The sequence below is a fragment of the Burkholderia sp. LAS2 genome (genome assembly GCF_018417615.1).
Lineage (GTDB): Bacteria > Pseudomonadota > Gammaproteobacteria > Burkholderiales > Burkholderiaceae > Burkholderia > Burkholderia sola.
This window is the reverse complement of record NZ_CP071052.1, coordinates 1,621,901-1,639,609: the sequence shown is the minus strand read 5'-3', so window position 1 is coordinate 1,639,609 and position 17,709 is coordinate 1,621,901. Positions and strand designations below refer to the sequence as shown.

The 17,709-nt window shown below is 68.4% G+C and carries 15 protein-coding genes; 8 read left to right on the top strand and 7 right to left on the bottom strand.

Annotation, left to right across the window (positions count from 1 at the left end):
• The first annotated feature begins 8 nt into the window (after positions 1 to 8).
• The 3 genes from pdxY to JYG37_RS07735 all read left to right on the top strand — a co-directional run bounded on the left by pdxY (position 9) and on the right by JYG37_RS07735 (position 4,852).
• Positions 9 to 869 carry a pyridoxal kinase PdxY gene (gene pdxY, locus JYG37_RS07745; protein ID WP_050011428.1) on the top strand — a complete coding sequence of 287 codons (861 nt, stop codon included), beginning with the start codon at positions 9 to 11 and terminating at the stop codon, positions 867 to 869.
• Positions 870 to 1,189: 320 nt separating this feature from the next.
• Positions 1,190 to 3,334 (top strand): phosphocholine-specific phospholipase C, encoded by a 2,145-nt coding sequence (locus tag JYG37_RS07740; protein ID WP_213345989.1) that lies wholly within the window; start codon positions 1,190 to 1,192, stop codon positions 3,332 to 3,334.
• Between the two features lie 369 nt (positions 3,335 to 3,703).
• A complete protein-coding gene (locus JYG37_RS07735) occupies positions 3,704 to 4,852 on the top strand; it encodes a branched-chain amino acid ABC transporter substrate-binding protein (RefSeq protein ID WP_050011430.1) in 1,149 nt (382 codons plus the stop codon).
• Between the two features lie 135 nt (positions 4,853 to 4,987).
• On the opposite strand, the gene JYG37_RS07730 is transcribed toward JYG37_RS07735, so the two are convergent.
• A complete protein-coding gene (locus JYG37_RS07730) occupies positions 4,988 to 5,737 on the bottom strand; it encodes a FadR/GntR family transcriptional regulator (protein ID WP_213345988.1) in 750 nt (249 codons plus the stop codon).
• A gap of 362 nt (positions 5,738 to 6,099) precedes the next feature.
• Between JYG37_RS07730 and gudD the strand changes: the two genes are divergently transcribed.
• The gene (gene gudD / locus JYG37_RS07725) at positions 6,100 to 7,452 is read left to right on the top strand and encodes a glucarate dehydratase (RefSeq protein ID WP_050011431.1); all 1,353 of its coding nucleotides are present in this window, start codon (positions 6,100 to 6,102) and stop codon (positions 7,450 to 7,452) included.
• A gap of 190 nt (positions 7,453 to 7,642) precedes the next feature.
• On the opposite strand, the gene JYG37_RS07720 is transcribed toward gudD, so the two are convergent.
• From JYG37_RS07720 to JYG37_RS07710, 3 genes are all read right to left on the bottom strand, one after another.
• Positions 7,643 to 8,107 (bottom strand): DUF2214 family protein, encoded by a 465-nt coding sequence (locus JYG37_RS07720; RefSeq protein ID WP_050011432.1) that lies wholly within the window; start codon positions 8,105 to 8,107, stop codon positions 7,643 to 7,645.
• A gap of 38 nt (positions 8,108 to 8,145) precedes the next feature.
• Positions 8,146 to 8,955, bottom strand: a complete 810-nt coding sequence (locus JYG37_RS07715) for a hypothetical protein (RefSeq protein ID WP_089488280.1) — start codon at positions 8,953 to 8,955, stop codon at positions 8,146 to 8,148.
• Between the two features lie 226 nt (positions 8,956 to 9,181).
• Complete coding sequence (locus tag JYG37_RS07710; RefSeq protein WP_006476459.1) at positions 9,182 to 10,246, bottom strand: glycosyltransferase family 4 protein; 1,065 nt, start codon at positions 10,244 to 10,246, stop codon at positions 9,182 to 9,184.
• A gap of 561 nt (positions 10,247 to 10,807) precedes the next feature.
• Here JYG37_RS07710 and JYG37_RS07705 point away from each other — a divergent pair.
• Positions 10,808 to 12,640 (top strand): ABC transporter ATP-binding protein, encoded by a 1,833-nt coding sequence (locus JYG37_RS07705; RefSeq protein WP_050011436.1) that lies wholly within the window; start codon positions 10,808 to 10,810, stop codon positions 12,638 to 12,640.
• 87 nt (positions 12,641 to 12,727) lie between these two features.
• Here the strand turns inward: JYG37_RS07705 and otsA are convergent, their stop codons facing one another.
• On the bottom strand, positions 12,728 to 14,113 hold the full coding sequence (otsA, locus tag JYG37_RS07700; protein ID WP_204383729.1) for an alpha,alpha-trehalose-phosphate synthase (UDP-forming): 1,386 nt from the start codon (positions 14,111 to 14,113) through the stop codon (positions 12,728 to 12,730).
• Positions 14,110 to 14,862, bottom strand: a complete 753-nt coding sequence (gene otsB / locus JYG37_RS07695; protein ID WP_050011438.1) for a trehalose-phosphatase — start codon at positions 14,860 to 14,862, stop codon at positions 14,110 to 14,112. The genes otsA and otsB overlap by 4 nt, the downstream gene beginning before the upstream one ends.
• Positions 14,863 to 15,097: 235 nt before the next feature.
• Between otsB and JYG37_RS07690 the strand changes: the two genes are divergently transcribed.
• The 3 genes from JYG37_RS07690 to JYG37_RS07680 are packed head-to-tail and all read left to right on the top strand — an operon-like array spanning position 15,098 to position 17,095.
• Positions 15,098 to 15,760, top strand: a complete 663-nt coding sequence (locus tag JYG37_RS07690) for an SCO family protein (RefSeq protein WP_425542604.1) — start codon at positions 15,098 to 15,100, stop codon at positions 15,758 to 15,760.
• Between the two features lie 8 nt (positions 15,761 to 15,768).
• On the top strand, positions 15,769 to 16,215 hold the full coding sequence (locus tag JYG37_RS07685; protein ID WP_050011440.1) for a copper chaperone PCu(A)C: 447 nt from the start codon (positions 15,769 to 15,771) through the stop codon (positions 16,213 to 16,215).
• 10 nt (positions 16,216 to 16,225) lie between these two features.
• On the top strand, positions 16,226 to 17,095 hold the full coding sequence (locus JYG37_RS07680; protein ID WP_050011442.1) for a cytochrome c oxidase assembly protein: 870 nt from the start codon (positions 16,226 to 16,228) through the stop codon (positions 17,093 to 17,095).
• 15 nt (positions 17,096 to 17,110) lie between these two features.
• Here the strand turns inward: JYG37_RS07680 and JYG37_RS07675 are convergent, their stop codons facing one another.
• A complete protein-coding gene (locus JYG37_RS07675; RefSeq protein ID WP_089488277.1) occupies positions 17,111 to 17,602 on the bottom strand; it encodes a GNAT family N-acetyltransferase in 492 nt (163 codons plus the stop codon).
• Positions 17,603 to 17,709 lie beyond the last annotated feature (107 nt).

Genomic DNA, 17,709 nt, shown 5'->3' with positions numbered 1-17,709 from the left:
GAATTCCCATGAAAAACGTCCTCAGCATTCAGTCGCACGTCATCTACGGCCATGCCGGCAACAGCGCGGCCGTGTTCCCGATGCAGCGCCTCGGCGTCAACGTCTGGCCGCTCAACACCGTCCAGTTGTCGAATCACATGCAGTACGGCCACTGGGCCGGCAGCGCGATCGACGCCGCGAAGATGGAACAGCTCGTCGACGGCATCGCCGCCATCGGCGCGCTCAAGCGTTGCGACGCGGTGCTGTCCGGCTTCCTCGGCTCGCCGCCGCAGGCACGCGCGGCGGTCGAGATCGTACGCTCGGTGAAGGCGATGAATCCGAACGCGTGGTACTTCTGCGATCCGGCGATGGGCCAGACGGGCGGCGTCCGGCCCGAGCCCGGCGTCGAGGAATTCATCGTGCAGGAGGTGCCCGCGCTCGCGGACGGCATGTCGCCGAACCATACCGAACTGCAGAAGCTCGCCGGGCGACGCATCGAGACCGTCGCGGAAGCCGTCGACGCGTGCCGCGCGCTGATCCGCCGCGGCCCGAAGATCATCCTCGTCAAGCACCTGCACGACCGCAACAGCCCGGCCGACCGCTTCAACATGCTCGCCGTCACCGAAACCGAAGCGTGGATCGGCCAGCGGCCGCTGTATGCGTTTCCGCGCCATCCGGTCGGTGTCGGCGACCTGACCAGCGCGATCTTCGTCGCGTGCCGGCTGCGCGGCGACTCGGTGCGCGCCGCGTTCGAACACACGCTCGCGGCCGTGCACGCGGTCGTGAAGGCCACCTACGACGCACGCCGCTACGAGCTCGAGCTCGTCGCCGCGCAGGATGAAATCGCACGGCCGAGCGAATGGTTCGGCGCGTGGGTGACCGACGCCTGACGCGTGCGCATCGCCCTGCTCGCCGCGGCTGCCTGCTGCCGCACCTCGGCCGTCCTGCGGCTCCCTCGCTGTTCCCGCTGTCCGCGTGCCGCGCAGCACCCGCCTCGCCCGTTGCCGCTGCCCCGCAGTCCGTGCGGCGGCGCACCGCCGGCTGCAACCCGGTCCACGCGTGCAAACGTTTCCGGACTTCACATGAATGACACCGATTCCTCGCTATGCTCGCGGCGGCACGCATCGGCGCAGCCGCATCCTGCGACCCGGTGTGCGCCCTTTCCGCAGGTCCCGCCAATCGGCTCCCTCTTTACCCCACGATAACGACCATGACCCGATCGAACCGTCGTGACTTCCTGCGCGTCGCCGCCGGCACAGCCGGCGCCGCCGCGCTGAACCTGTTTCCGCCCGTGATCCGCGATGCGCTCGCGATTCCCGCGAACCGCCGTACCGGCACGATCCGCGATATCGAACACATCGTGATCCTGATGCAGGAGAACCGCTCGTTCGACCATTACTTCGGCACGATGCGCGGTGTCCGCGGCTTCGGTGACCCGCGCCCGCTGCGCCTCGCGAACGGCAAGCCGGTGTTTCACCAGCCGGTCGGCCCGGCCGAACTGCTGCCGTTCCACCCGGGCGCCGACAAGCTCGGCCTGCAGTTCCTGCAGGACCTGCCGCACGGCTGGCAGGACATGCACGCTGCCTGGAACAAGGGCCGCTACGACCAGTGGGTGCCGAACAAGGGCACGACGACGATGGCGTACCTGAAGCGCGACGACATCCCGTTCCACTACCAGCTCGCCGACGCGTTCACGATCTGCGACGCGTACCACTGCGCGTTCCCGGGCTCGACCGACCCGAACCGCTATTACATGTGGACCGGCTACGTCGGCAACGACGGCACGGGCGGCGGCCCGGTGCTCGGCAACGATGAAAAGGGCTACGGCTGGACGACCTATCCGGAAGTGCTCGAACAGGCCGGCGTGTCGTGGAAGATCTACCAGGACGTCGGCACGGGGCTCGACGCGAAGGGTTCGTGGGGCTGGACGTCCAACCCGTACATCGGCAACTACGGCGACAACGCGCTGCTCTACTTCAACCAGTACCGCACCGCGCTGCCGGGCACGCCGCTGTACGACAAGGCGCGCACCGGCACCAACATCAGCGCCGGCGGCACGCTGTTCGACGTGCTGCAGCAGGACGTGAAGAACGGCACGCTGCCGCAGGTATCGTGGATCTGCGCGCCGGAAGCATATTCCGAGCACCCGAACTGGCCGGCCAACTACGGCGCGTGGTACATCGAGCAGGTGCTGAAGGCGCTCGTGTCGAATCCGGACGTGTGGAGCAAGACCGCGCTCTTCATCACGTATGACGAAAACGACGGCTTCTTCGATCACGTGCCGCCGCCGTTCGCGCCGCAGTCGCGCGACAACGGGTTGTCGACGGTCGCGACGACCAACGAGGTCTATGCCGGCGACGCGTCGCACATGGCCGGTCCGTACGGGCTCGGGCCGCGCGTGCCGATGCTGGTCGTGTCGCCGTGGACCAAGGGCGGCTGGGTCTGCTCGCAGACCTTCGATCACACGTCGCTGCTGCAATTCATCGAGGCGCGGTTCGGCGCGCAGTATCCGGTCACGGCCGCCAACGTGTCGCCGTGGCGCCGCGCGGTGTGCGGCGACCTGACGTCGGCGTTCGAGTTCGCGACCGTGGACGCCGCGTGGCCGACGCTGCCCGACACGAGCGGCTACGCGCCGCCCGACCGCGTGCGCCATCCCGACTACATCCCGGTGCCGCCGGTGCTGCAGAAGCTGCCGAAACAGGAAGCCGGGCTGCGTCCGGCGCGCGCGCTGCCGTACGAGCTGTTCGTGCACGGCCGCGTCGAAGCCGCGAACGGGCAGTTCCGGCTGACCTTCGCGAACACGGGCCGCGCAGGCGCCGCGTTCCAGGTCCAGTCGCGCAACCGCGTCGACGGCCCGTGGGCGTACACGGTCGAAGCCGGCAAACGCATCGCCGATACGTGGAGCGCCGCCGCGTCGCTCGGCCTGTACGACCTCGACGTGTACGGCCCGAACGGCTTCTACTGCCATTTCCGCGGCCCGTTCGCGACCGGCGTCGGCAGCGCGAGCGTGAACCCCGAAGTGATCTACGGCTACGACGTCGCGAACGGCAACATCACGCTGCGCCTGATGAACCGCGGCCACAAGGCCGTGCGGCTGAAGGTCACGAACGCGTACGGCCACGGTCACGCGCGCACGTTCGACCTCGCGCCGGGCGCGCACGTCGACGATTACTGGGACCTGCGCGGCAGCCACGGCTGGTATGACCTGACCGTCAGCGACGGCCGCCAGCTCGGCTTCCTGCGCCGCTTCGCGGGCCACGTCGAAACGGGCCGCCCGAGCACCAGCGACCCGCTGATCCGCACGACCGCGTCGCACGACGACGCCGAAGCCGCATCGGACGCCCTGTCCGACTGACGTCGACCCACGCGCGGCGCGGCCCCGGCGGGCTGCGCCGCGTCTTTGCCCCGCAGCACTCCCCCCCTCTGAGCCCGTTCCGTTCGCGACGGGAAACTCCCGATACCGGCCGCCCGCGCTCGCGCGGAAGCTATGCGCAAATCCGCATCGAATGCGCGACAAATTTCCAAGACCCGCGCATATCGGCGACCTATATATCGAAGCAATCGGGGCTCTTCACGGAGCCTGACGGGAGATGTTTCCGAGGATCACGCTGCCGACCTCCCCGCCCGATTCCGAGAAGCGGTCGAACCGCCCGCCCGTCGCACGCGCCCGGCCCGCCCGGACGCGCGCGGTACCCACTCGCCGGTGTCGAACAAGAGGAACAACATGAAATTCCGTCATTCCCTGCTGTCGGTGTCCATTGCCTCCGCGCTTGCCCTCCTCTCGCAACAGGCTGCTCACGCTGCCGACGCAACCGACGTGAAGGTCGGCTTCGCCGCGCCGCTCACGGGCGTGAACGCCGGCTACGGCAAGGATCTGCAGAACGGCGTGCAGCTCGCGCTCGACGATGCGTTCGCGCAGAAGGTGCAGATCGCCGGCAAGCCCGCCCGCTTCAATCTCGTCGTGCAGGACGACCAGGCCGACCCGCGCATCGGCGTGCAGGCCGCGCAGGCGCTGGTCGACCAGAACGTGTCGGTCGTGGTCGGCCACTTCAACTCGGGGACGACGATTCCGGCGTCGGTGGTCTACGACAAGGCCGGCATTCCGGTGATCGACCCGGCCGCGACCAACCCGACGCTCACGTCGCGCGGGCTCGCGAACATGTTCATGGTGATCGCGACCGACGGCCAGAACGCCGGCAACGCGGGCAAGTACGCGGTCGACGTGACGAAGGCGAAGCGCATCGCGATCATCGACGACCGCACCGCGTTCGGCCAGGGCGAGGCCGACGAATTCGAGAAGGCCGTGAAGGCTGCCGGCGGCACGATCATCGGACGCGAGTTCACCAACAACCAGGCCGTCGATTTCCGCGCGCAGATCACGAGCCTCAAGGGCAAGAACCCGGACCTGATCTTCTTCGGCGGCCTCGATTCGCTCGCCGCGAACTTCATCAAGCAGATGCGTCAGCTCGGGCTGAACGCGCAGTTCGTCGGCGGCGGCGGCGTGAAGGACAACGAGTTCATCAAGATCGCGGGCCCGGCCGCCGAAGGCGCGATGGCATGGGAATACGGCCGGCCGCTCGACGAGCTGCCGCAGGGCAAGGATTTCGAGGCGCGCTTCAAGAAGCGCTTCGGCGTCGACGTGCTGTCGTACGCGCAGTTCGGCTATGACGCGGCGTGGGCGGCGATCAAGGCGATGCAGGCGGCCGGTTCGACCGACCCGAAGGCCTATCGCCCGGCGCTCAAGAAAGTCGACTTCGAAGGCGTGACCGGCCGCATCTCGTTCGCGAACGACGGCTCGCTGAAGAGCGGGATGTCGACGCTGTACCAGGTGAAGAACGGCGCGTGGAAGACGATCGTGACGAAGGGAGGCTGATCGGCGAGGCGGGCGGCCGGCGGCGGGCACGCCGCCCGGCCGTGAAGATCGGCGGAATCACCCCGATCTCATATGACGACTGATGTTAAAGCGATTTCACCCGCGCGCAGCCGCGCGGGCTCCGCAACCCGGCGGTCAGCCGGCTTCGGCCTCCGCCGCCTCGTGCGCGCGGCGCAGCCGCTCGCGGCTGTTCGTGAGATGCGTGCGCATCGCGGCGCGGGCCGCTTCCGGGTCGTGGCGCGCGATTGCCTCGTAGATGTCCTCGTGCTCGTGATTCAGCCGGCCGACGTAGCGCTCGAGGTCGTCGCCGGCAAAGCGCGCCGAATTCACGCGCGTGCGCGGGATGATCGACGTGCCGAGCTGCGTCATGATGTCGACGAAATAGCGGTTGCCGGTGGATTGCGCGATCTGCAGGTGGAACTGGAAGTCGAGCTGCGCGGTGTCGCGGCCGCCGTCCGCGCCCGTCGCGATCGCGTCGAGCGCGCGCCGCAGCGCGGCGAGGTCGGCATCGTTCGCGCGCTGCGCGGCGAGGCTCGCGCACTCGCTTTCGAGGCTGATGCGCAGCTCCAGCACCGCGAGCACGTCGCGCAGCGTCGTGATCGTCGCGGGATCGATGCCGAGCGTCTGGCGGCGCGACGGCTCGAGCACGAAGCTGCCGATGCCGTGGCGCGTCTCGACGAGGCCGCTCGCCTGCATCCGCGAGATCGCCTCGCGCACGACCGTCCGGCTCACGCCCTGCGCCGCCATGACTTCGGTTTCGGTCGGCAGCTTGTCGCCGGGACGCAGTGTGCCGTTTTCGATCTGCGCGGTCAGCGCGTCGACGACATCTTGTGCGAGGCTGCGTGCGCGACGGCGCGGCGCTGCGGGAAGCGTAGGCACGGACATGTGGCCGGTTCCTTTTTGAATGATCGTAATGTGAGCCGAGGGTTTACGCGGGGTTTGAGCGAAAGCCGATGATTCATTATACTGCGTCACAAGTCATCCGACGACTGATGATCGGCGCACAGTCTCCTGTCGACTCAGGTCGGCTGTTCAGTCCCGCCTGGTCCCGTGCGTAACGATCGATCGACCCGTGTTCGCGCGCTGCGCTCCATGGGCCCGGTTGTCGCTTCCACCCCGTGTTCGGGTTGCGTCGACATGCGGGGCTTGCGCGCCGCGCACGTCGGTTGTCGAATGATCGCACCTCACGCCGCGCGCGGCAAAGCTTTTGCCGCACGGCATCGCCTACTTTTTCGCCATCGCCGCCCATGAACGCCGTCACTGCCTCGCCTTCCCACGACACGCCGCGCATCGTCGACCTGCAAGCGATTCCGGTCGCCGGCCACGACAGCATGCTGCTCAACCTGAGCGGCGCGCACGGCCCGTTCTTCACCCGCAACCTCGTGATCCTGAAGGACAGCGCGGGCCGCACGGGCGTCGGCGAAGTGCCGGGCGGCGAGAGCATCCGCCGCACGCTCGACGACGCGCGCGCGCTCGTCGTCGGCCAGCCGGTCGGCAACTATCACGCGGTGCTCAACGACGTGCGCCGCACCTTCGCCGACCGCGACGCGAGCGGCCGCGGGCTGCAGACCTTCGACCTGCGCACGACGATCCACGCGGTCACCGCGCTCGAAGCCGCGCTGCTCGACCTGCTCGGCCAGCATCTCGGCGTGCCGGTCGCCGCGCTGCTCGGCGAAGGCCAGCAGCGCGAGCGGGTCGAAATGCTCGGCTACCTGTTCTACGTCGGCGATCGCACGAAGACGGCGCTCCCCTATCGCGACGGCCGCGGCGCGACCGACGACTGGACCCGCGTGCGCGACGACGCCGCGCTGACGCCCGAAGCCGTCGTGCGGCTCGCCGAAGCCGCGCATGCGCGCTACGGCTTCAACGACTTCAAGCTGAAGGGTGGCGTGTTCGACGGGGCGAGCGAGATCGAAGCCGTGACGGCGCTCGCCGAGCGCTTCCCCGACGCGCGCGTGACGCTCGATCCGAACGGCGCATGGTCCCTCGACGAGGCCGTGCGACTGTGCCGCGATCAGCATCACGTGCTCGCGTATGCGGAAGATCCGTGCGGCGCGGAGAACGGTTACTCGGGCCGCGAGGTGATGGCCGAATTCCGCCGCGCGACGGGGCTGCCGACGGCCACCAACATGATCGCGACCGACTGGCGGCAGATGGGCCATGCGGTGCAGTTGCACGCCGTCGACATCCCGCTCGCCGATCCGCATTTCTGGACGATGCAGGGCTCGGTGCGGGTCGCGCAGATGTGCCGCGACTGGGGCCTCACGTGGGGTTCGCATTCGAACAACCACTTCGACGTGTCGCTCGCGATGTTCACGCACGTCGCGGCCGCGGCGCCGGGCCAGGTCACCGCGATCGATACGCACTGGATCTGGCAGGACGGCGAACGGCTGACGCGCGAGCCGCTGAAGATCGAGAACGGGCTGGTGGAAGTGCCGAAGCGGCCGGGGCTCGGTATCGACATCGACATGGATGCGGTCGCGCTCGCGCACGAGCTGTACAAGCAGCACGGCCTCGGCGCCCGCGACGACGCGGCGGCGATGCAGTATCTGATCCCGGGCTGGACGTTCAACAACAAGCGCCCGTGCCTCGTGCGTTGAGGGGGCGACGAACCGGGCGGCAGGTCCGCCCGGTCGGACGGAATGATGCGGTTCGCCGGTGGATTGGCGATCGCCGGCCGGGAAAGGCCGGCGAAGCAAAAGCGGGATTCGCGCGCGCGGCTAGCCTGTCGCCCGCTGATGGATCCCCTGGCCTGCCGCCCCCTAACCGGGCGTCCCTAACCGGGCGTCCCTAGCCGCCTGCGCCAATCCCCCGCGCCATCCCCGACGCGGCGAACACGATGACGATCACCAGCACCGCCTGCCAGTGACCGACCCGCACATAGGTGCGCGCACGGCCGATATCGGGCATCTGCTGCCGCCGCGCGGCGACACGCCAGCGGATCAGCCCCAGCATCGGCACGACCTCGAGCAGCAGGATCAGCACGAGCGCGGTCATCTTCAGGTGAAAGAGCGGTTCGTGCAGGTAGTACGCGGTGCCTTTCTCGAAACCGCCGAACGCGCGTGCGACGCCCGTCGCGATCAGCACGAGCGCCGACACGCCCCAGACCGCATCGGCCTTGAACACGCCGGGCAAATCGACCGCCTGCGCGGATGCGATGAGCCGGCGCAACGCGCGGTTACGCGCCGCGATCGCGGCAAACGCGACGCCGAACGCACTCAGGTGAATGGCAGCCAGCAACCAACGGACGATCATCGCGCCTCCTTGTCGCCCGCGCCCGGTGCGCGAGCCTGTCAGACGATTTGCTTGAGCGCCGCGTCGAGCGCGAGCACCGCGACGCGGTCCCCTTCGGTCGCGAGCGGCGTGCGCATCACGACCTGCCGGTTGTGGCCGACAGCCGCCGGCGAATCCCACAGCAGTTCCACCTTCGGCCGATTGAACAGGCTGCCGCGACGCGGCGGCACGACCGCCTGCTGCGCGCCCTGCTCGCCCGCGGCGGGCGCGGCAGGTGCGACCCGGCCGGGCCAGCGCACCGACAGTTCGCGCGCGTCGTACTGGCCGACCTTGCGGCTTTCCATCCAGACGATCGCGGTGCGCGTCAGCACGTCGAGCGAGATCGCATACCGGCCGACCGCGAAGCGGCGCGCGGCCACGTTGGTCCGCCACAGCGGCCGCGGCCGGCAGATCCAGACGATCGCCGCGTACAGCGCCGGCGCGGCGACGAGCCAGCCGTTGGTCGCCGTCACCGCATGCAGCGCGCGGCGCCAGCCGGCCGCCCACGTGAACGCGCCGATCGACCACGCGGCAAACAGGAAACCGATCAGCGCGAACACGCGCAGCGCCTGGCGCAGCCACTGCGGCAGCGGATGGAACGGCCGCTCGGCCCGCGCGGCGGCGCCCGGCAGCGCGAGCAGCAGGAAGATCAGGATGAGGTAGAGGAATGCCCACGGCGACGACACCATCGCCGACAGCGACGAGCGATAGCCCATCTGGGACATCGAGAACAGCCAGCGCGCGAGCAGCACGAGACCGATCGCGCGCAACGCGAAGATCACGCCGGCGCCGGGGGCCGGCGCTGCGCGCGTGGTTTTCGTTCTCGCCAAGACTGCTCTCCTCTGGATAGTCGTACCGGGCCGGATTTCACGGCACGGCCATTATAGGGACATTACCGTCTGGACAGACGGCAGGATGGTGTGCCGGGCCGCTTCGGAGGCCGTTCGCAGCGTCGGGCGCGGCGAGAATACAACAGATCCGCGCCGCAGATGTGACAACGCCCCGCCGGAAAACCCGGACGGGGCGTCGTGGCGGCCGCGCGGCGGCGGCCCGCAATCAGCTTGCGTTGACTTCGCGGAGCACCGTGCGGCGCTTCTGGCGCAGCAGTTCCTCGTAGCCCTTCACGTAGTTCTGCGCCATCACCTTCGACGAGAAACGGGCTTCGAACGCGGCGCGAACCTTCTCGCGCGGCAGCGTATCGAGACGCTTGAGCGCGGCGACGGCCGACAATTCGTCTTCGACGACGAAGCCCGACACGCCATTGTCGATCACTTCCGGCACCGAGCCGCGCTTGAACGCGATCACCGGCGTGCCGCAGGCCATCGCCTCGATCATCACCAGGCCGAAGGGCTCCGGCCAGTCGATCGGGAACAGCAGCGCATGCGCGTTGCCGAGGAATTCGGTCTTCTCCGACTCGCTGATTTCGCCGATGTACTCGACGTGCGGCAGCGCGAACAGCGGCTTGATCTTCTCTTCGTAGTACGCGCGGTCGGCCTTGTCGAGCTTCGCGGCAATCTTGATCGGCAGGCCGGCCTGCTCGGCGATGCGGATCGCCGTGTCGACGCGCTTCTCCGGCGAGATGCGGCCGAGGAACGCGAGGTAGCTCGGCTTCACGTTCGGGATCGGCGTCAGCAGGTTTTCCGGCAGGCCGTGGTAGACGGTCGACAGCCAGTTCGCCTGCGGCAGCGGGATGCGCTGGTTGTCGGAGATCGACACGACCGGCACGTCGCTGAACGCGTTGAAGATCGGCTGCAGTTCCGGCAGGTCGAGACGGCCGTGCATCGTCGTCAGATGCGGGACCGGCTGGCGCGAGAACAGCGAGAACGGGTAGTAGTCGATATGGCAGTGCAGGACGTCGAACTCTTCCGCGCGGCGGCGCACCTGCTCGAGGAGCAGCATGTGCGGGGCCATCACGTCGCGGATCGTCGGGTCGAGGCGCAGCGCCTGCGGCCAGCACGCTTCGAGCTTCGCGGAGGTTTGCGAATCGCCGCTCGCGAAGAGCGTGACGTCATGCCCCATCTCGACGAGTGCTTCGGTGAGATAGGACACCACTCGCTCGGTACCGCCGTACAGTTTCGGGGGCACCGCTTCATGCAACGGAGCGATTTGGGCGATTCGCATGCGTAACTCCTAAAAAATCGGCAAAAAACCAGGTATGGGTCGGCAACCTGCCGGTGGTCCGGGCTGGAAACATGTCGTCCGAACCTCGGACGAATCAGCCTGCCGGGGGCGTCGAACCCGCGCTGCTCAAGGAGCGTCGGCGACGCGACAGGCATAGAACGTTTGAAACGAAGACCCGTTGACAGGGGTTCGTAAAAAAACCTGGAATCGAACCCGGAGCCGATTATCTAGGGTTATTCCCGATACGGCGCACGACATTTCAAACACTTTACTTTGTTACAAAGGCGCAACACTTTGCAACCCGCGGACTCGGGCGTCCGTTCTAGAGTGGAAGGCCGTTTTGGCGATCCTTGTTAACCCGCAGCTGCCGGCAGCGTGATTCCGGCACGCAGGACGGGATGCCGGATTTTATCTCAAAATCGAGCGCGAGCCCCTGGCCAAGGCAAGATTCGCGCAGCGCGACGCGCGGCGTTGTTTACAATGCCGGATTATTCAGTCCGGGCGAACGCCGGCCTGCGACCCAGCCGCCCCGCTCAATCACCGAATCACCGCACCCATATTTTGGAATCTCTCACCCCCGCCCAGCGCAACGCCCACAACGCGAAGCTGTCGAGCTACGCGCATCGGCCGATCGCGTTCCTGTTCCGCTACATCCGCCTCCACCCCGTCGCGCACCTGGTCGTGCTCTGCAGCGTGCTGGCCGCCGTCGGCTGCGCGCTCGGCTCGCAATATGCGATCAAGCACCTGATCGACGTGCTCGCGACCGGACGCCATCACCCGGGCCCGCTGTGGAGCGCGTTCGCGCTGCTCGTCGGGCTGATCGCGGCCGACAACCTGCTGTGGCGCGTCGGCGGCTGGGTCGCCGCGCACACGTTCGTCGCGGTCACCGGCGACCTGCGGCGCGACCTGTTCCAGTACCTGATCGGCCATTCGCCGACGTATTACTCGGAGAAGCAGCCCGGCACGCTCGCCAGCCGCATCACGGCCACGTCGAACGCGGTCTACACGTCGGAGAACACGATGGCGTGGAACGTGCTGCCGCCGTGCATCGCGGTGATGGGCGCGATCCTGATGATCATCGTCGTCAATCCGCTGATGGCGGCCGGCCTGCTCGGCTGTTCGGCCGTACTGTCCGTCATCCTGTTCAAGCTCGCCGGCCGCGGCTCCGCACGCCATCACGCGTTCGCGGCGAAGGCCGCGGCGGTCGACGGCGAGCTCGTCGACGTGATCGGCAACATGGGCCTTGTGCGCGCGTTCGGGATGACGCTGCGCGAACAGAAGCGCTTCAGCGCGACGGTGAAGGCCGAGATGGACGCACGCCAGCAGAGCCTGCTCTATCTCGAAAAGCTGCGGCTCCTGCACGCGGTGATCACCGCGATGCTGTCCGCCGGCCTGCTTGGCTGGGCGCTGTGGCTGTGGGATCAGGGCCGCGCGACGTCGGGCGACATCGTGCTCGTCAGCTCGCTCGGCTTCACGATCCTGCACGGCACGCGCGACCTCGCGGTCGCGCTCGTCGACGTCACGCAGCACGTCGCCCGCCTGTCCGAAGCGGTGAAGACGCTGCTCGAGCCGCACGGGATGCCGGACCGCTCGGACGCGCAGCCGCTGTCGGCCACGGGCGGCCGCGTCGATTTCGAGCGCGTGACGTTCGCGTATCCGCACCGCCGCGCGATCCTCGACCACTTCGACCTGCATATCGAGCCGGGCCAGCGCGTCGGCCTGATCGGCAAGTCGGGCGCGGGCAAATCGACCGTGCTCGCGCTGCTGCAGCGCTTCTACGACACGCAGGACGGCGTCGTGAAGGTCGACGGCCAGGACGTGAAGGCCATCACGCAGGACAGCCTGCGCCACGCGATCGCGCTGGTGCCGCAGGACATCTCGCTGCTGCACCGGACCATCTACGACAACATCGCGTACGGCCGCCCTGACGCGACCCGCGACGAAGTGCTCGCCGCAGCGCGCGACGCGCGCTGCGCGGAGTTCATCGAGGCGATGCCGGAAGGCTATGACACGATCGTCGGCGACCGCGGCGTCAAGCTGTCGGGCGGCCAGCGCCAGCGCATCGCGATCGCGCGCGCGATCCTGAAGAATGCGCCGATTCTGCTGCTCGACGAAGCGACGTCGGCGCTCGACAGCGCATCCGAGGAAGCGATCCAGAGCGCGCTCGACCGACTGATGGTCGGCCGCACGGTGATCGCGATCGCGCACCGCCTATCGACGCTGCGCAACTTCGACCGCATCATCGTGATGAGCAACGGCAAGGTGATCGACGACGGCCCGCCCGAGGTGCTGCGCAACCGCCCCGGCCTGTACCGCGATCTGCTCGCGAAGCAGCACGGCCGCCATCATGCGGCCACCGACGGCAACACGCCGACCGGCGAACGCGTGGCCTGACGCGCGTCGGCATCCGGCCAACGAAAAAGCCGCCGTGCTTGCTCGCACGGCGGCTTTTTCAATTGCAGCGGCAGCAATGGATCGGGATCAGACCTGCTGCAGATCGCGCAGAAAATTGTCCCGCCACACCGACACGTTGTTCTCGCGAAGCTGCGCGATCATGTCCGCATAGCGTGCGCGCCGTTCGGCGAGCGGCATCGTCAGCGCCTGCGACAGCGCATCGGCCATCCCGTCGATATCGATCGGATTGACGATCAGCGCGCCCGTGAGCTCGCGCGCGGCGCCCGCGAAGCGCGACAGCACCAGCACGCCCGGATCGTCCGGATTCTGCGCGGACACGTACTCCTTCGCGACGAGGTTCATCCCGTCGCGCAGCGGCGTCACGAAACCCACGCGCGCGAGCCGGTACAGCGCGGCCAGCAGTTGCCGGTCGTACTGGCGGTGAATGTAGAGGATCGGCGCCCAGTCGAGCTCCGCGTAGCGCCCGTTGATGCGCCCCGACTCCGCTTCGAGCTGCAGCCGGATGTCCTGATACGCGCGCAGGTCCGCGCGCGTCGACGGCGCGATCTGCAGGAACGACACGCGGTTGCGAATCGACGCCTGATGCTCGAGCAGCTTCTCGAACGCCCGGAAGCGCTCGACGAGCCCCTTCGAATAATCGAGCCGGTCGACGCTCATGATCAGTTGCCGCCCGCGCAGCGACGTCGCGAGCGTGCGCACCGCCTTGCCGTGCTCGCCCGCCTGCGCGAGCGACGCGATCTCGTCCGGATACACGCCGATCGGATAGGCGGCCGCGCGCAGCGTCTGGCCGAACGCCCGCACGTGCGCCGTGTGCCCGTCGTGCTCGACCTCGCCGTCCGCCTCGAACGCGATGTAGTCGCAGAACGCGCGCAGATCGGGCTCGGTCTGGAAGCCGAGCAGATCGAACGCGCACAGCGACTCGACGAGCTCGCGGTGCGGCGGCACGTTGACGAGCACCTGCGCGGCCGGAAACGGGATGTGCAGGAAGAAGCCGATGCGGTTCTTCACGCCGGCGTCGCGCAGCGCGCGCGCGAACGGAATCAGGTGATAGTCGTGCACCCAGATCACGTCGTCGTCCTGCAGCAGCGGCACGAGCTGCTGCGCGAGCCACACGTTGACGCGGCGGTAGCCGTCGAATTCGTGGCGATCGTACTGGATCAGGTCCGCGCGGTAGTGAAACGCGGGCCACAGCGTCGCGTTCGAGAAACCGCGGTAGTACTGGTCGTAATCGCGGCGCGACAGCCCGACGGTCGCGAACGTCACCGGCCCGCGCTCCTCGATGCGGATCTGCGGCTGCGGCGCGCCGGACGCGACCACTTCGCCGCTCCAGCCGAACCACATGCCGCCGGTTTCCTTCAGCGCGTCGTAGACGCCGATCGCGAGGCCGCCCGCCGCCGGTTCGCCTTCCGAAATCGGTGCGACGCGGTTTGAAACGATGATGAGCCGGCTCATGCGTGCGGTTGCCCCGCGCCGAGCCAGCGTGCGATCTGCTCATGCAGTGCGTCGACCGAATCGAGCCGCATCCGCGCGGACGTCTCGCCCGCGCCGACCTTGATCGACAGGCCGCCGCGCGCGTTGACCACCGCGAAGCCCTTCTCGTCGGTCAGGTCGTCGCCCGCGAACAGCGGCACGCGGCCCGCAAACGGCGGCTCGTCGAGGAAGGCGGCCAGCGCGCGCCCCTTGTCGACGCCCTTCGGCTTGATCTCGAACACCATCTTGCCGGGTTGCAGCACGTACGCATCCGGATAGTCGGCGACGAGGCGCTCGGCCGCTTCGCGCGCCACCGCCTCGCGCTCGGGCGCATTGCGAAAGTGCAGCGCGACGGCCGCACCCTTGATTTCGAGCAGCATGCCCGGATGGCGATCGACCACGCCTGCGAGCTCGCGCTCGATGCGCAGCAGGCGCTCGTCGTTGAAGCCGATGCGCTGCGTGTCGCCGTTCGCGTCGCGGCGCTCCGCGCCGTGCAGGCCGGCGATCGGCAGGCCGGGCATCTTCAGGAACGTGTCGAGGTTGTCGATCCCGCGTCCGGACACGATCGCGACCGCGCCGTGCGAGCGGCGCGACAACTCGTCGAGCAGCGTCAGCAGCGACGGCGGAACGTGAATGCTGTCGGGGGTCGGCGCCAGCTCGACGAGCGTGCCGTCGAAGTCGAAGAAGAACGCGGTATCGGTCAGGGACAGGGAAGCCGGAACGGATTGCATCGATTCGATAGTCTGAGGGCCGGCCGGCAAAACGCAGGCCGCCACTGCGCGAATGGAGTTGTGCGCATCTTACCGCGCCTGCGCCCCCAGATGGGCGAAACCGGGGCAGCGCGGACCTCGCGCCGCCCGCCGCGTCAACTGCGACATATTGCCCCGCTCGCCAGCCCCGTACCGGTTTCAAAAGGACGCAGGCGCGCGAATTGCGCTACAGTCGCAACCGCCTGCCGCGCGACGCATGGCATCGCGCCGGCCGGTCACCCATTTCGCCCGATCGAGCCCCAGGATGCCGTCTCGCCTCTCCCGCCTCATCCGCACGGCCGCGGCCCTCGCCGCCGCCGTGGCGCTCGCCGCGTGCACGCACGACGAGCCGCGCTGGAACCTGACCAACGTCACCGGCCACCTGCCCGACCTGTCGTTCGAGCTGACGGGCGGCGACGGCCGTCCCGTCGACGCCGACGCGTTCCGCGGCCGCGTCGCGCTCGTCTACTTCGGCTACACGCACTGCCCCGACGTCTGCCCCGAAACGCTGGCGCGGTTGATGGAAGTGCTGGCGAAGCTCGGCCCGCAGGCGGACAACGTGCGCATCCTGTTCGTCTCGGTCGACCCCGCGCGCGATACGCCGCAGGCAATGCAGTCCTACGTCGCCGCGTTCGACGCCGCGCATGCGCGCGGCCTGACCGGCACCGACGGCCAGATCGAATCGCTCGCGAAGCGCTATCGCGTCGCGTACCAGATGGAAAAACGCGATCCGTCCGGCGGCTACGAAGTGACGCACAGCTCGGCCGTCTACGTCTTCGACGCGACCGGCCGCGCACGCCTGCTCGCGACCGATCGCGATTCGCCCGACGCCATCGCCGCCGATGTGCGCCGGATCATCGACACTGCCTCCACGACCTGAATTCCGCCATGAACACGAAAACGACCTTCAAGACGTTCGCCCTCGTCGCCGCGCTGTGCGCCGGCGCGCACGCGTATGCCGCCGGCGCGATCAGCGCGCAGAACGCGTGGGTGCGCTGGCTGCCGAACAAGCTGCCCGCGGGCGGCTACGTGACGCTCGTGAACACCGGCGACAAGCCGATCGACCTCGTCGACGTCGACAGCCCCGACTACGGGATGGCGATGCTGCACCAGACGGTGTCGAACGGCTCGACGCAGAAGATGGAAATGGTCGACAAGCTGACGATCCCCGCGCGCGGCAAGGTCGACATCGCGCCGGGCGGCTATCACTTCATGCTCGAGGAACCGAAGCACGCGATCAAGCCCGGCGACACCGTGCACCTGCGCCTGAAATTCTCCGACGGCGAAACGGTCGATGCGCCGTTCGCCGTGAAATCGCCGGCCAAGACGAAGTGATGCGCGCGCGATGAACGTCCTGTACTGGCTCGATCCGTGGGAACCGTCGCCGACCGTGGTCATCGCGGTGCTGACGGCCGCCGTGCTGTTCGCGCGCGGCGCGAGGAAGGCGAAGGTGTCGCCGCTGCGGCAGTTCTCGTTCTGGTTCGGGCTGACCGCGCTCTACATCGCGCTGCACACGCGGCTCGACTACTTCTTCGAGCATGAATTCTTCCTGCACCGCGCGCAGCACCTCGTGCTGCACCATCTCGGGCCGTTCTTCATCGCGCTGTCCTATCCGGGCGCGGCGATCCGTGCGGGCATTCCGTTCCGCTGGCGGCAGCGCTTCGTGCGCCCCGCGCTCGCGTGGGCGCCGGTGCGGGCGACGCTCGACGTGGTGTTCCATCCGGTCGTCGCAGTCGTGCTGTTCGTCGGGCTGATCTATTTCTGGCTGCTGTCGCCGATCCACTTCATCGCGATGCTCGACTGGCGCCTCTATCGCGTGATGAACTGGAGCATGGTGATCGACGGGCTGCTGTTCTGGTGGCTCGTCGTCGATCCGCGCCCCGCGCCGCCCGCGCGACTGTCGCCGGGCCGCCGGATCCTGATCGTCGTCGCGGCAATCCCGCCGCAGATCGCGCTCGGCGCGCTGATCTTCTTCACGCCGCACGAGCTGTATCCGATCTATTCGATCTGCGGCCGCGCGTTCACGTGGCTGAGCCCGCTGCGCGACCAGCAGATCGGCGGCCTGCTGCTGTGGATTCCCGGCTCGATGATGAGCGTGATCGGCGCGCTGATCGCACTGCGGCACTGGCTGCGGCTGTCCGCGCGCGGGCGCCTGATCGGCGAACGGGTCGCGCAGCGCGCGGACAAGCCGCCGGTCGCACGCACCGCGCACTGACCGCCGCGGCGCGCGTCATGCTCGCGCGCTGCTCATCCACACGTGCGGGATGCCGTCCTCGTCGTGCACGTCCGAACTCGGCGTGAAGCCGAATGCCCCGTAGAAACGCTGCAAGTGGGCCTGCGCATGCAGGCTCACCGGCGTATCCGGCCATTGCGCGCGGATATGCTCGAGCGCGCGCGACAGCAGCCCGTTGCCGAGGCCCGCGCCGCGAAACGCGGCGGTCGTCAGCACGCGGCCGATGCGCACGTCGGTGTGCTGCGCGTCCGGCAGCAGCACGCGCAGATAGCCGGCCAGGCGGCCGGCCGGATCGAAGGCGGCCAGGTGCCACGCGGCCTGGTCCGCATCGTCGATGTCGCGATACACGCAGTTCTGTTCGACGACGAATACGGCGCTGCGCGCTTCGAGGATCGAATAGATTTCGCGTGCCGTCAGCGCGTCGAAGGGTTTCCAGCGCCAGTCGAGATCGGCGGCGCTCGGGGATGCGGCGGGTGCGGAGGCGTTCATGTGCGGTCCTGATTCGGGCGCGCCGGCCGGCGCGCGGCAACCGTCGATTATGCCTCGAAGCACGCGTCGCGCGCGACCGCCTGCCCGCGCGCGAAAAAAAGGCCCCG